11 protein-coding genes and 1 tRNA gene are annotated in these 13266 nt (G+C 73.5%); 10 read left to right on the forward strand and 2 right to left on the reverse strand.

Annotated elements, in window-relative coordinates; all coding sequences use genetic code 11:
- Positions 1–413: 413 nt before the first annotated feature.
- From ACIGG8_RS38240 to der, 3 genes are all read left to right on the forward strand, one after another.
- The gene (locus ACIGG8_RS38240; protein WP_350523490.1) at positions 414–1499 is read left to right on the forward strand and encodes a prephenate dehydrogenase; all 1086 of its coding nucleotides are present in this window, start codon (positions 414–416) and stop codon (positions 1497–1499) included.
- A gap of 269 nt (positions 1500–1768) precedes the next feature.
- Positions 1769–2506 carry a (d)CMP kinase gene (gene cmk / locus ACIGG8_RS38245; RefSeq protein WP_396553205.1) on the forward strand — a complete coding sequence of 246 codons (738 nt, stop codon included), beginning with the start codon at positions 1769–1771 and terminating at the stop codon, positions 2504–2506.
- Positions 2507–2763: 257 nt separating this feature from the next.
- Positions 2764–4218: a ribosome biogenesis GTPase Der gene (gene der / locus ACIGG8_RS38250; RefSeq protein ID WP_396553206.1), complete on the forward strand. Its 1455-nt coding sequence runs from the start codon at positions 2764–2766 to the stop codon at positions 4216–4218.
- Between the two features lie 221 nt (positions 4219–4439).
- Here the strand turns inward: der and ACIGG8_RS38255 are convergent, their stop codons facing one another.
- Positions 4440–5294 (reverse strand): hypothetical protein, encoded by an 855-nt coding sequence (locus tag ACIGG8_RS38255; RefSeq protein WP_396553207.1) that lies wholly within the window; start codon positions 5292–5294, stop codon positions 4440–4442.
- A 424-nt stretch (positions 5295–5718) separates the two neighbouring features.
- Positions 5719–6585: a hypothetical protein gene (locus ACIGG8_RS38260; protein WP_396553208.1), complete on the reverse strand. Its 867-nt coding sequence runs from the start codon at positions 6583–6585 to the stop codon at positions 5719–5721.
- A gap of 590 nt (positions 6586–7175) precedes the next feature.
- On the opposite strand from ACIGG8_RS38260, the gene ACIGG8_RS38265 reads away from it, so the two are divergent.
- From ACIGG8_RS38265 to ACIGG8_RS38295, 7 genes are all read left to right on the forward strand, one after another.
- Complete coding sequence (locus ACIGG8_RS38265; RefSeq protein WP_396553209.1) at positions 7176–7952, forward strand: transglycosylase family protein; 777 nt, start codon at positions 7176–7178, stop codon at positions 7950–7952.
- Positions 7953–8246: 294 nt separating this feature from the next.
- Positions 8247–8576, forward strand: coding sequence for a transglycosylase family protein (locus ACIGG8_RS38270; protein WP_396553210.1), 330 nt, complete (start codon positions 8247–8249; stop codon positions 8574–8576).
- 260 nt (positions 8577–8836) lie between these two features.
- Entirely contained in the window at positions 8837–9451 is a 615-nt protein-coding gene (locus tag ACIGG8_RS38275) for an alpha-ketoglutarate-dependent dioxygenase AlkB (protein ID WP_396553211.1), read from the forward strand.
- Positions 9452–9649: 198 nt separating this feature from the next.
- A complete protein-coding gene (locus ACIGG8_RS38280) occupies positions 9650–10510 on the forward strand; it encodes an acyl-CoA thioesterase (RefSeq protein WP_396553212.1) in 861 nt (286 codons plus the stop codon).
- Positions 10511–10658: 148 nt separating this feature from the next.
- Positions 10659–11447: a DUF1684 domain-containing protein gene (locus ACIGG8_RS38285; RefSeq protein ID WP_396553213.1), complete on the forward strand. Its 789-nt coding sequence runs from the start codon at positions 10659–10661 to the stop codon at positions 11445–11447.
- A gap of 71 nt (positions 11448–11518) precedes the next feature.
- The gene (locus tag ACIGG8_RS38290; protein WP_396553214.1) at positions 11519–12997 is read left to right on the forward strand and encodes an MFS transporter; all 1479 of its coding nucleotides are present in this window, start codon (positions 11519–11521) and stop codon (positions 12995–12997) included.
- Between the two features lie 136 nt (positions 12998–13133).
- Positions 13134–13207: transfer RNA gene (locus ACIGG8_RS38295), tRNA-Pro, on the forward strand.
- Positions 13208–13266: the final 59 nt, after the last annotated feature.

Genomic DNA, 13266 nt, shown 5'->3' on the forward strand with positions numbered 1-13266 from the left:
CGTGTGCCGTGTGCCGTGTGCCGTGTGCCGTGTGCCGTGTGCCGTGTGCCGTGTGGTGCGTTGTCGTGTGCCGCGTTGTCGTGAGTCGCCGTGCCGGGTGTCGCTCGTCGCGGCCGACTGCTGCTGCTCTCTTGCTCTCCTGCTCTCCTGCTCGTCCGCTCCTTCGCCCGGGCGGCCAGTCTGCCCGGCTTCGGTGCGGGCGTCGCCGGATTTCCGGGTGCGGCGTGTGCACTGGATGGGACGGGGGCGGAGCCGCCGTGGTTGCCGGTGCCGGGAGCTGCCGGGAACTGCCCCCGTGGTTGCCGGGTGGCAGGTGGGGACTTCGGCGCAGCGGATGAGGGAGGATGGGGCGCGGGTGCTCCCGGACGGTCCCGGCACCTGTCGAGAATCGTGATCGAGGAGAGCGACCCGCCATGCGCACTGCCGTCGTCGTCGGCACCGGACTGATCGGCACCTCCGCCGCGCTCGCCCTGACCGCTCGCGGCCTGACCGTCCATCTGGAGGACGCCGACCCGGACGCCGCCCGCACCGCCGAGTCGCTCGGCGCGGGCACCACCGATCCGGCCGACGGCCCGGTGGACCTGGCGATCATCGCCGTCCCGCCCGCGCTGGTCGGCAAGGTGCTCGCCGACTGCCAGCGCCGCAACCTGGCGCACTGGTACACCGACGTCGCCAGCGTGAAGGCCGGCCCCGGCAGCGAGATCGCCGCACTCGGCTGCGACACCGTCCACTACATCGGCAGCCACCCGATGGCCGGCCGCGAGCGCTCCGGCCCGCTGGCCGCCCGCGCCGACATCTTCGAGGGCCGCCCCTGGGTGCTCACCCCGACCGCCGACACCGACACCGAGACGCTCAACGCCGCGCTGGAGCTGGTCGCGCTCTGCGGCGCGATGCCGATCGTGATGGACGCCGCCGAGCACGACCGGGCCGTCGCCCTCGTCTCGCACGCCCCGCAGCTGGTGTCCTCGCTGGTCGCGGCCCGGCTGGAGAACGCCGACGACACCGCCATAAGGCTCTCCGGCCAGGGTGTGCGCGACGTCACCAGGATCGCCGCGTCCAACCCCGGTATGTGGGTCGACATCCTCTCCGCCAATGCGGGCGCGGTCGCCGACATCCTGGACGAGGTCGCCCTCGACCTCGGCCGGACCGTCACCGCGCTGCGCGCGATGGAGGCGGCCGAGGAGGGCGAGCGCCGGGCCGGCGCGGCCGGGATCGAGGCGGTCATGCGGCGCGGCAACACCGGCCAGGCCCGGATCCCCGGCAAGCACGGCGCGCCGCCCACCCGGTACGAGACGGTGGCGGTCGTGCTCGGCGACCAGCCGGGCGAGCTGGGCCGGCTGTTCGGGGAGGTCGGCGACGTCGGGGTCAACATCGAGGACGTCGTCATCGAGCACTCGACCGGGCAGCAGGTCGGCTTCGTCCAGCTGTCGGTGGCGCCGACGGCGGTCAAGCGGCTGGTGAAGGCCCTGCGGGCGAGCGGGTGGAGCGTGCGGGACTGAGGCGCCAGGGGCTGCCGGGGGCTTCGGAGGCTTCCGGGGCTCCGGGGGGTGCCGGGGCTTCTCGGGCTCTGGGGGTGCCGGGGGCCTTCGGAGTTTCGGGGGATCGGCGGGCTTCGGGGGCTTCGGGGGGCCTCGGGGCCGGGGTTCGCCCCGGGCGCTTCCGGAGGCTGAGCGGGAGTGGGGCGGGCGGCGGAGTCCGTGACGGCGGCGGTCCATTAACCTTGAGGGAGACAATCCCCGGCCGTCCGCCTGCGCAGGCTTCGGCTCCCATGCTCAGAGAGAGGTTCGCCCCCGTGGACACTGCCGACCGAGCGCACGCCCCGGTCGTCGTCGCCATCGACGGACCCTCCGGCTCCGGCAAGTCGACCGTCTCGCGGGCGGTGGCCGCCCGGCTGGGCCTGAGCTTCCTGGACACCGGTGCCATGTACCGGGCGATGACCTGGTGGATGCTGGCCAACGAGGTCGACGTGAACGACCCGGAGGCCGTCGCCGTCGCGTGCGGCAAGCCGGTGATCGTGTCGGGCACGGACGCCGACGGCCCCACCATCACGGTGGACGGCCAGGACGTCTCCGGCCCGATCCGCGGCCCCGAGGTGACGGCGCAGGTCAGCGCCGTGGCCGCGGTGCCGGCGGTGCGGGCCCGACTGGTGGAGCTGCAGCGCGGCTGCGCCGAGGTCGCGGAGCGCGGCATCGTCGCCGAGGGCCGGGACATGGGGACCGTGGTGTTCCCGGACGCCACCGTCAAGGTCTTCCTGACCGCCTCCGAGGAGGCCCGGGGCGCGCGCCGGGCCGCCGAGCTGCGCGCCAAGGGCGTCGACGAGGCGACCATCACCGCGATGGCCGCCGATCTCGCCCGACGGGACGCCGCCGACTCCTCCCGGGAGACGGCCCCGCTGGCCCAGGCCGCGGACGCGGTCCTGGTGGACACCAGCGACCTCACGCTGGAGCAGGTGATCGACCGGATCGCCGGGCTGGTGGAGGAACGGGCCGGGCTGTCCTCGGTCTGACCCGGCGCTCGTCGGACCGGCCGATGGTCGGGCCGGCTGATGGTCGGACCGACCGTCGTCGGACCGACTGACTGTCGGACCGGATGATGGTACGGCCGGGCCCTTGCCGGGCCGGCCACTGCCGGGTTCGACCCCCTACCGAGTGAGCCGCGGGCCGGTGAGGCGCCGCGGAGACAACCATCGCGCTGCCCCGAGCGGGGCAGGTACGCACGGCACGCCCCTGGGAAGGGCCGGGCCGGGAAACGGAACAGACGAACATGACCGCAGAGCACACCACCGCCGATCACGGCGGACTGGACGCCGCCGACTACGCCGAGTTCATGGCCCTCGCCGCCGAGGAGGGCTTCGACATCGACGGCGTCGACGTCCTGGACGGCGCCGAGCACGTCCGGCTGCCGGTGCTGGCCGTGGTCGGCCGCCCGAACGTCGGCAAGTCGACCCTGGTGAACCGCATCATCGGCCGCCGCGAGGCGGTCGTCGAGGACAAGCCGGGCGTGACCCGCGACCGGGTCACCTACGAGGCCACCTGGAACGGCCGCCGCTTCAAGGTCGTCGACACCGGCGGCTGGGAGATCGACGTCCTCGGCATCGACGCCATGGTGGCCGCCCAGGCCGAGCTGGGCATCGAGCAGGCCGACGCGGTGCTGTTCGTCGTGGACGCCACGGTCGGCGCCACCGACACCGACGAGGCGCTGATCAAGCTCATCCGCCGGGCGGGCAAGCCGACCGTCCTGTGCGCGAACAAGGTCGACGGCCCCTCCACCGAGGCCGAGGCCGCCTACCTGTGGTCGCTGGGCCTGGGTGAGCCGTTCCCGGTCTCCGCCCTGCACGGCCGCGGCTCGGGTGACCTGCTGGACGCCGTCATGGACGCGTTGCCCGAGGCCCCGCCGCAGACCTTCGGCGACGCCGCCCCCGGCGGCCCGCGCCGGATCGCGCTGATCGGCCGCCCGAACGTCGGCAAGTCCAGCCTGCTGAACAAGGTCGCCGGCGAGGAGCGGGTGGTCGTCAACGAGCTGGCCGGCACCACCCGCGACCCGGTCGACGAGATGATCGACCTCGGCGGCAAGACCTGGAAGTTCGTGGACACCGCCGGTATCCGCCGCCGGGTCCACCTCACCGCCGGCGCCGACTTCTACGCCTCGCTGCGCACCTCCGCCGCGCTGGAGAAGGCCGAGGTCGCGGTCGTCCTGATCGACGCCAGCGAGACCCTCGCCGAGCAGGACACCCGCATCATCTCGATGGCCGTCGAGGCCGGGCGCGCCGTCGTCGTCGCCTACAACAAGTGGGACCAGCTGGACGAGGAGCGCCGCTACTACCTGGAGCGCGAGATCGAGCGCGACCTCGTCCAGGTGCAGTGGGCCCCGCGGGTCAACGTCTCGGCCAAGACCGGCCGGCACATGGAGAAGCTCGTTCCGGCGATCGAGACCGCGCTGGAGGGCTGGGAGACCCGCATCCCGACCGCGCGCCTGAACGCCTTCCTCGGCGAGCTGGTGGCCGCCCACCCGCACCCGATCCGGGGCGGCAAGCAGCCGCGCATCCTGTTCGGCACCCAGGCGGGCATCCGTCCGCCGCGCTTCGTGCTCTTCGCCTCGGGCTTCCTGGAGGCCGGCTACCGGCGCTTCATCGAGCGCCGTCTGCGTGAGGAGTTCGGGTTCGTGGGGACGCCGATCTCGATCTCGGTGCGGGTTCGGGAGAAGCGCAAGAAGAAGTAGCAGTAGTAGAGAAGTAGCAGGAGCGTGAGTCGGGGCAACCCGGCTCACGGCCGATGGGCCTCGTCACGGTGGTGGCGGGGCCCATCGGCGTTTCTGTGCGTCGGTGGATGCCGTGGATGCCCTGGATGCGGTGGATACCGGTGGGGCAGGGGCGGCGGTGGGGTCGGTGCTGGCGGTGCTGGCGGTGCCGGTGGTGGGGCGGTGGGGCGACGTGCGGTGCCTCAGTGGTGATCGCCGTTGCGGCCCGGGGGGAGGGAGAGCATCTGTCGGTGACGGCCGCCGGTGGCCGGGGCGGTGGCGAGCCCGGTGGCCGTACCCATCACCGGGGAGGGAGCAGGCGGTGCGGGCGGCGCGGGCGCCGGTACGGACATCGCGTGCGGGACCGGGCCGAGGTACCCGGCGGCGACCCAGCCCTGGCCGTTGGTGAACTGGCCTGCGACGCTTGCGGATTGGGCCGATGCGGGGGCAGCGGCGGTGGCGGTCGGGGCGGTGCGGTCGAGGCCGTCGCCGGTGGGGGTGCCGGTGGCGGCGGTTGCGGTGGGGTCCGGATGGTGGTGGGCCTGGAGGCCGTGGGATGCGTGGCTTCCGGGGTGGTGGCCGGTGTGGGCCGCAGCGTGGGGCGCGGTGTGGGGTGCGGCGTGCGGTGCGGCGGCGGGCGCGGCGTGGTGGTGTCCGCCGGTGTGCCCGTGGTGACCGTGCTGGTGGTTGCCGGTGTGTCCGCCGACGTGGCCGGAGCCCGAGCCCGTGCCGTGGGGCTGGGAGGGCATGAACTGGGGGAGGCCCGGCGCCTGGCCCGCGAGGGTGTGGAAGGCCTGGTGCTGGTGCGGGTACGAGCGCTGCTCACTGCGCAGGGGGTAGCCGTCGCGGACCGCGAAGCCGGTGAACGCCAGATCCTCCTCGCCCGAGCGGTCGCCGGGCAGCGCGCGGAAGAGGCGCCGGTACTCGGAGTACAGCTCGTCGTAGATCGGCGTGGTGGAGTGCGGGTGCTCGGCGTCGTACGACGGGCGCATGCCCGGGATCGAGCGGGGGGCGGTGGTGGAGCGGCCGGGGGACGCAGAGACGTCGTAGCTGTACACGTAGGGGCCAACGAGCGAGAGGGGGCGGGGGATGCGGGGCGCTCATGCGGGGCGGCCATGAGAGGAGGTCATGTACGGCGGTCATGAGCGGTGCGCATGCTGCGCGGATGGCATGAGCGCCGCTCATGCCAGGCCCATGAGTGGCGCTCATGCCGGGGTCATGAGGGACTCTCATGCCGAGCCCACGAGCAAGGCCCACGAGCAAGGCCCATGAGCCGGGCTCATGGGCAGGCCCCATGAATCACGCTCATGCGCTCTACGTCCCCGTGCGAGGCGTTCATCCGGGGGAGCGGGGAGCGGGAACCGTGAGGCACACCGGACGCGCGGACCATCGGGACGTGCCGGGAGGAGCGAGCCCGCGCCGGAGGCGGCCCGGGGCGGAGGGGGGGAGGCCGCCGTCCGGCGCGCAGGGCAGGAGGACGGATCAGGTACCGGCGAGCGGGAGGGAGGCGGCGACCACCTGGCCCAGCGCCACGGCCCGCTCCAGCGCCTGGCGCAGCAGGTCCTCGCGGGGCTGGCGGCCGACCATGCCGGCCGGGACGGCGTACATGGTCACCTCGGAGAGCTGGCTCGCCGCCATCCGCCAGGCGTCGGTGACCTGCAGCGGCTGGTGCGCCTGCCACCAGCCGGTGCTGCCGCCGGCCGCGGCGGGCTGCAGGATCGCGTGCAGCTTGCCCATCGCGACCAGGACCGACCAGCCGGGCAGCTGCTCCGGGGTCTCGTCCAGGTCGGTGACGGGCTGGAAGCCGGCGTCCTGGAGGAGGTCGAGGAACTCGTCCTCGCCCGAGGTGCTGCCCGGGCGGCCGACCGGACCGGTGGGCTCGACGACCAGCGAGGCGTGGCCGACCTTGCCGTGCAGGACGAGCCCGCAGGTGATGCCGAGGATGGCGGCCTGGCCGGGGGCGGGCGACTGGGCCGCTGCCCCGCCGGGGGCGGCCGGGCCCGGCTGCGGCGCGGCCGGTACGTGGCCGGCCGGCGCGGGGGCGGGGGCGGCGAGGTCCGGGGCGCCGGTCTGGGCCTGGTTGATGCTGCGGACGGCGCCGACCAGCTGCTCCTCCGCGACCGGCACCACCTGGGAGGGGATGCAGCGGGCGTGCGCGAAGGCGAGCACGGCGGTCTCGTCGCCGACGAAGAGCACGGTGCTGGTGGGTTCCACGTGGGTGTCGCCGGGGGTCCGGCAGGAGGTGCACTCGTAGCTGTCGGGGGCGCGGTCGCCGCCCAGTAGGCGGTCGGCCTCGTCGTCGCCGATCTCGGACCGGACCTCGTCGCTGACGTCGAGCATGCGCGGCACAGGGTCTCCTCGGATGGATGCGGATGGGGCTTCGGGGCGGACACGGGGAGGTCGACATGACCAACGGGCCCTTGTGTCAGGCGTCACGGGTGCCCGTCGAGGCTGACGGGAATTGCCCCGGATCCGACCGCGCGGCGTGTTCTCGTGGTCGCAATCTGTCGATCTCGGCATCGGGACTGCCGGAACGGAACCGTGAGGTGAGTCACCCGGCGGGGATGTTTCAGCTGGGAATCAATGGTCAAAGCGGACATTTCGGGCATGATTATGCGGGTCTTACCGCCGGTAACCCTGGGCTGAGCTGGGCAGACCGTTCAAGTTTTGAAATCTCTGCCGACCGGCTCGTAGCTTCTTGGTCGGCGCAACGAGCGCCACCCGGGATCACCCCCGACGCACAGCCCCCCGGTCCGCCGGGCGCGGCAGGTGCCCGCCGACACGACCGCTCGAACAGGTCGTCGGCGAGCGGCTGGGTGGCCGGGGCGGCAGCGGCACGTCCGACACGTGCACGGCCGCCCGACGGACGCGGCAGGCGAACGCGGCCCCTCACGGGGCCTGGTTCCGCATGCCCGCCCGGGGCTGTCGAGAGGAACCCCATGACCTTCCGTAACGAGAACGCCGCTGCCACCACCTCCGCCGTCACCAAGCGCAACCGCGTTCGGATGGCTGTCGTGGCGGGCGCCGCTGTCGCGGCCCTGCCGGTGGCCGGCCTCGTCACGGCCACCTCGGCCTCCGCCGCCTCCGTCTCCACCTGGGACGCCGTCGCCCAGTGCGAGAGCGGCGGCAACTGGGCCATCAACACCGGCAACGGTTTCTACGGCGGTCTGCAGTTCACCTCCAGCACCTGGGCCGCCTACGGCGGCACCGCCTACGCCTCGCAGGCCAACCTGGCCACCAAGGCGCAGCAGATCGCCGTCGCCGAGAAGGTCCTCGCCTCGCAGGGTCCGGGCGCCTGGCCCGTCTGCTCCGTCAAGGCCGGCCTGACCAAGGGCGGCGCCCCGGCCGCCGTCGACACCTCGGCGGGCGCCACCGCCGCCAAGCCGGCCGCCCCGGCTGCCAAGCCCGCCGCCCCGGCCGCCAAGCCGGCGCCGGCCCCGAAGGCCGCTGCGCCCAAGGCCGCCCCGAAGGCTGACGCCGCGCCGAAGGCCACCGCCCCGAAGGCTGCCCCGAAGGCCGACCAGGGCGCCAAGGCCTGGACCGGCTCGAACGACGCCAAGCCGGCCAAGGGCAACTACACCGTCAAGTCCGGTGACACCCTGAGCTCCATCGCCGCCGCGCAGGGCCTGGACTGGCACGACCTGTACAAGAACAACGCCAAGGTCATCGGTGGCAACCCGGACCTGATCTTCCCGGGTCAGACCCTGAGCATCTGAGCTGCTGAACGTCTGAGCTGCTGAGCTGCCGAACGTCTGAGCTGCCGAGCTGCTGAAACCGTCGAGGCTGCTGAAGCTGTCGGGGCTTCGAGGTCCTGAGGCTTCGTGAGCGGCTGGCACCGCTTGCCCGGGCGTTCACCGGCTCCGGCTTCCACGGCCGCTCCCCCCCTCGCGCGGATATTCCGCCGAGTGGGGGAGCGGCCGTCGGCGTTCCGTGGCGGGCGGCTCGTGGCATGTCTAGGGTCGGCTGCCATGTCGCAATCGCGTGATGAACGTGTGGGCCGACGTCGGGTTGTGCTTCGGGTCGGTGCCGCGCTGGCGCTGGTGCTGGCCCTGCCCACGGGCGGTGCGCGGGCGAGTGCGGCCGTCCGGGTCGCGGATCTGGTGTGGGACGCGCTGGCCGACTGCGAGAGCGGCGGCGACTGGCAGGCGAACACCGGCAACGGCTTCTACGGCGGACTGCAGATCCGGCCCTCCACGTGGGAGGAGTCCGACGGCCTGCGCTTCGCCGACCGGCCGGACCACGCCGGTCGGCGGGAGCAGACGACCGTCGGCGAGGAGATCGTCCGGCGGCAGGGGTGGGGGGCCTGGCCGTCCTGCGCGAGGGAGTTGGGGCTGGCCTGACGGGGCTGGTCGGGACCGGAACGGGGCTGGGGCGGTTCCCGGTGGGGTCGGTGCGGGAGGATGGTGGGGTGATCCAGGGCGAGTTGTTCGGTGATCTGCCAGGGGCTGACGGCGCCGGGCGCGCTGCCGCTGCCGCTGCCGCTGCCGCAGCCGCACGAGCTTCCGGGACTGCCGGGACGTCCGGGTCTTCCGGGTCTTCTGAGGCTTCCGGTGGACCCGGGCCCGACGGCCGGGCGCGCGTCGAGCCCGCTCCCGGCGCCGTGCTGCTCCCCGGCTGGCTGGACCTGGACGCGCAGCTGCGCCTGATCGCCGCCTGCCGGGAGTGGGCCCGTCCGCCGGCCGGTCTGCACACGGTGCGGATGCCCACCGGCGGGATGATGTCCGTACGGATGGTGAGCCTGGGGTGGCACTGGTACCCGTACGGGTACCGGCGGGTCGCCGAGGACGGCGCGCCCGTCAAGCCGTTCCCGCCCGAGCTGGGCCGCCTCGCCCGCCGGGCCGTCGCCGAGGCGTACGGGCAGGCGCTGCCGGAGGTCGCGGGCACCGCGTCGTACGAGCCGGACATCGCCATCGTCAACCACTACCCGCACGGCGCGAAGATGGGCCTGCACCAGGACCGCGACGAGCGGACGGACGCGCCCGTGGTCTCGCTCTCGCTCGGTGACCGCTGCGTCTTCCGGCTCGGGAACACCGAGACCAGGACCCGGCCGTGGACCGACCTGGAGCTGCGCAGCGGGGACCTGCTGGTGTTCGGCGGCCCGTCCCGGTTCGCCTACCACGGGGTGGTGCGCACGCTGCCGGGAACGGCGGACCCGGAGCTGGGACTGGTGGGGCGACTCAACATCACGGTGCGGGAGTCGGGGCTGGGGGCGTAGCGGCGGCTGCCCGGGAGGGCTCGGCCGGGCCCGCCGCTTCCGTCATCCGCTCGTCGACTCGTCTACTCGTTCGAGTGAAACGGTGGCTCGGACACGGTGAGCGGGAATGACCCGGGTCGCCGGAGAATTCGAGTGAGCTGGAGAATTCGATCGGAGTCCGCATCCGAGGGGATCGGGGTCCGGAGAGGAAGCACGCTCATGGGTACCCCCGTCGACGACCTCGTCGATCTGCTCGACCTGGAGCAGATCGAACTGAACATCTTCCGCGGCCGCAGCCCCGAGGAGGCACTGCAGCGGACCTTCGGCGGCCAGGTCGCCGGGCAGGCGCTGGTGGCCGCGGGCCGCACGGTCGAGGACAAGCGCCCCGTCCACTCGCTGCACGCCTACTTCCTGCGCCCCGGTGTGCCCGGCGTGCCGATCGTCTACCAGGTCGACCGGATCCGGGACGGCCGATCCTTCACCACCCGCCGGGTGCTCGCCATCCAGGGCGGCCGGTCGATCTTCGCGCTCACCGCCGACTTCCACAGACCCGAGGAGGGCGGCATCGAGCACCAGTACCCGATGCCGGACGTCACCCCGCCCGAGGAGCTGCCCAGCGCACTGGAGGAGGTCGGCTCCCGGCTCGGCGAACTGCCCCCGTTCATCAGCCGCCGCCAGCCCTTCGACATCCGCTACGTCGACCGGCTGCGCTGGACCAAGGAGGAGCTGGCCGGCGTCGAGGCGCGCAGCGGTGTCTGGCTGCGCACCAACGGCCGGCTGCCGGACGACCCGCTGATCCACGTCTGCGCCCTCACCTACGCCAGCGACATGACGCTGCTGGACGCCGTCCGGGCCCCCGTCGAGCCGCTGTGGGGCGAGCGCCACTTCGACATGGCCTCCCTGGACCACGCGATGTGGTTCCACCGGCCGTTCCGGACGGACGACTGGCTGCTCTACCAGCAGGAGGCCCCGATCGCGCACGGCGCCCGGGGCCTGGCCCGCGGGCAGATCTTCGACCGGACCGGACAGCTGGTGGTGTCCGTGGTGCAGGAGGGGCTGTTCCGGCCGTTGAAGCGGTGAGACGGGAAGGCGCGCCGGGTGGCCGCGTCGCGGTTTCGGCGGCCGCGGACCGGTGGGAATGATCCGTCCGGGCGGACGGTGTTGTGGATGATCGAGACGGGCGGCCCGAACAGCGGGCCGTCCCCGGACCGACCGGGAGGGTGGACCGATGACGGCGACGGCCGCGGAGGACTGGAAGCACTGGAGCAACGGGCGGGCCGCGTCCGTGAGCGCACCGCACGGCCAGCTGGCACTCACCGGCACGTACTGGCTGGAGCCCGAGCCCGGCGAGATCCCCGGCCTGCCCGGTCGCTGGTGGGCCGACGCCGAGGGCGTCCGGGTCCGGGCGGCGGCGGGCGACGGCATCACCGTGACCGGCGCGGACACGCCGGTGGACGGCGAGGTGCTGCTGCGCCCGGACAGCGACCCGGCAGCCGACACCGCCACCCTGGGCGACCTGCTGCTCGTCCCGATCGAGCGCGAGGGCGAACTGGCCCTGCGGGTCTTCGACCCGGCCGCGCCGGGCCGGGTCGCCTTCGCGGGCATCTCGGCCCATCCCTACGCACCCGAGTGGGCCGTGCCCGCGGTCTTCACCCCGTTCGAGGACGAGGACCGGTCGGTCGTGGTCCCGAACGCGGACGGCAAGGAGCGCCCGCTGGCCGTCACCGGGCAGATCGCTTTCACCGTGGCCGGCGAGCACCGCACGCTGACCGTCAGCCGGTCGGGCGACCTCCTCAGCGGCGTGTTCGCCGACGCCGGCAGCGGCATCGACACCTACCGCTTCCGCTTCATCACCCTGCCGGCACCGGATGCCGACGGCCGTACGGTCCTCGACCTCAACCGGGCCTACCTGCCGCCCTGCGCCTTCTCCGACCACTTCATCTGCCCCTTCCCGCCGCCCGGCAACCGGCTGGACTTCGCGGTCGAGGCGGGGGAGAAGCAGGTGCTGAGCAGGTAGCCGTCACGGGGTTCCGGGCCAAGGGCGGCCCCGCCGCGGGGGCGTCCGGGGGCGGGGCGGAGCATGGGAACATGTCGAACGATCAACATTCCACCTCCGCCGCGTCGGCGGACGCACCGCCCGCGGCCGGACCCGGGGCCGATCCGGCGGACGGTGCCGCAGCCACCGGTCTCGCTCCCGACGCCGGTGCCGGTGCCGCTTCGGGTGTCGTTCCCCAGGCCGGTGCCGCGCCGTCCGGCCCCGCATCGCCCGGTCCCGCATCGCCCGGCACCGAGGCAGTCGGTGACCTGCCGGCGGACCCGGTGGCCACCGGCGCGCCGTGGTACCGGCGTGCGTTCGCCGACCTCAGCCCGCTGCGCGAGAACGCCGACTACCGCCGGGTCTGGTCCGGTCAGGCCGTCTCCTCCATCGGCCAGCAGATGACGGCCGTCGCCGTCTCCGTCCAGGTCTACGACCTGACCGGCTCCGCCTTCGCGACCGGCCTCGTCGGCATCTTCTCCCTCGTCCCGCTGGTCGTCTTCGGCCTCTACGGCGGCGCGATCGCCGACACCGTCGACCGGCGCAGGCTCGGCCTGATCGGCTCGGGCGGCCTCGCCGTCGTCTCCGCGGTCCTGGCCGCGCAGGCCCTGGCCGGCCTCGGACTGGTCGCCGTCCTCTACGCGGCCGTCGCCGTCCAGGCCGGATTCTTCGCCCTCAGCTCGCCCGCCCGCTCCGCGATGATCCCCCGGCTGGTACCCAGCCACCAGCTCCCGGCCGCGAACGCCCTGAACACCGTCAGCATGAACCTCGGCCTCACCATCGGCCCGATGCTCGGCGGCGTCCTGATCGGCGCGTACGGAGCCCAAGCCGCCTACCTGGTCGACACCGTAGCCTTCACCGGCACCCTCTACGCGATGTGGCGCCTGCCCGCCATGCGCCCGCTCGGCGAGCGCAAGGGTCGCGCCTCCGTCCTCGACGGCCTCCGCTTCCTGCGCGAGCAGCCCAACCTGCGCACCAGCTTCCTCGCCGACCTGGCCGCGATGGTCTTCGGAATGCCCCGCGCCCTTTTCCCCGCCATCGCGATCACCTTCTACGGCGGCGACGCCGGCACCGTCGGCCTGCTGGTCTCCGCCCCGGCCGTCGGTGCCCTGACCGGCGCGCTCTTCTCCGGCTGGGTCGGCCGCATCCACCGCCAGGGCGTCGCCGTCCTCGCCGCCGTCGCCGCCTGGGGTCTGGCCATCGCCGCCTTCGGCGTCCTCCACAACCTCTGGCTCGGCCTCCTGCTCCTCGCGGTCGCGGGCTGCGCCGACACCGTCAGCATGATCTTCCGCAACACGATGATGCAGGTCGCCGCCCCCGACGAGATGCGCGGCCGCCTCCAGGGGATCTTCATCGTCGTCGTGGCCGGCGGCCCCCGCCTCGGCGACTTCGAGTCCGGCACCGTCGCCGCCCTCACCAACCCCACCACCTCCGTGATCAGCGGCGGCCTCGCCTGCGTCGCCGCCGTCCTCCTCCTCGCCGCCCGCCGCCCTGCCTTCCTCGCCTACGACGCCCGCCACCCGACCCCCTGACCCACCCCACCCCCAAACCTGGCAGCGAGCACCCCCCGACGTGCTGTATTGTTTTCCACGTCGCCGGGACACCGGGGACAAGGTCGAGAAGCCCACAGCAGAGCCCCCCAGGCCCTCGCTGCAGGCACCGAGACCACGGGACGTGGCGCAGCTTGGTAGCGCACTTGACTGGGGGTCAAGGGGTCGCAGGTTCAAATCCTGTCGTCCCGACTGTGAAGTCGGTTGTGAGAGCGGGCACTTGGGAAACCAGGTGTCCGCTCTTGCTGGTT

This window comes from Kitasatospora sp. NPDC085464 (assembly GCF_044541955.1).
GTDB lineage: Bacteria > Actinomycetota > Actinomycetes > Streptomycetales > Streptomycetaceae > Kitasatospora.

Excerpts from the sequence above, each read along its gene's own strand:
- ACIGG8_RS38240 (WP_350523490.1), top strand. The coding sequence starts at position 414 with ATGCGCACTGCCGTCGTCGTCGGCACCGGACTGATCGGCACCTCCGCC.
- cmk (WP_396553205.1), top strand. The coding sequence starts at position 1,769 with ATGCTCAGAGAGAGGTTCGCCCCCGTGGACACTGCCGACCGAGCGCAC.
- der (WP_396553206.1), top strand. The coding sequence starts at position 2,764 with ATGACCGCAGAGCACACCACCGCCGATCACGGCGGACTGGACGCCGCC.
- ACIGG8_RS38265 (WP_396553209.1), top strand. The coding sequence starts at position 7,176 with ATGACCTTCCGTAACGAGAACGCCGCTGCCACCACCTCCGCCGTCACC.
- ACIGG8_RS38280 (WP_396553212.1), top strand. The coding sequence starts at position 9,650 with ATGGGTACCCCCGTCGACGACCTCGTCGATCTGCTCGACCTGGAGCAG.
- ACIGG8_RS38285 (WP_396553213.1), top strand. The coding sequence starts at position 10,659 with ATGACGGCGACGGCCGCGGAGGACTGGAAGCACTGGAGCAACGGGCGG.
- ACIGG8_RS38290 (WP_396553214.1), top strand. The coding sequence starts at position 11,519 with ATGTCGAACGATCAACATTCCACCTCCGCCGCGTCGGCGGACGCACCG.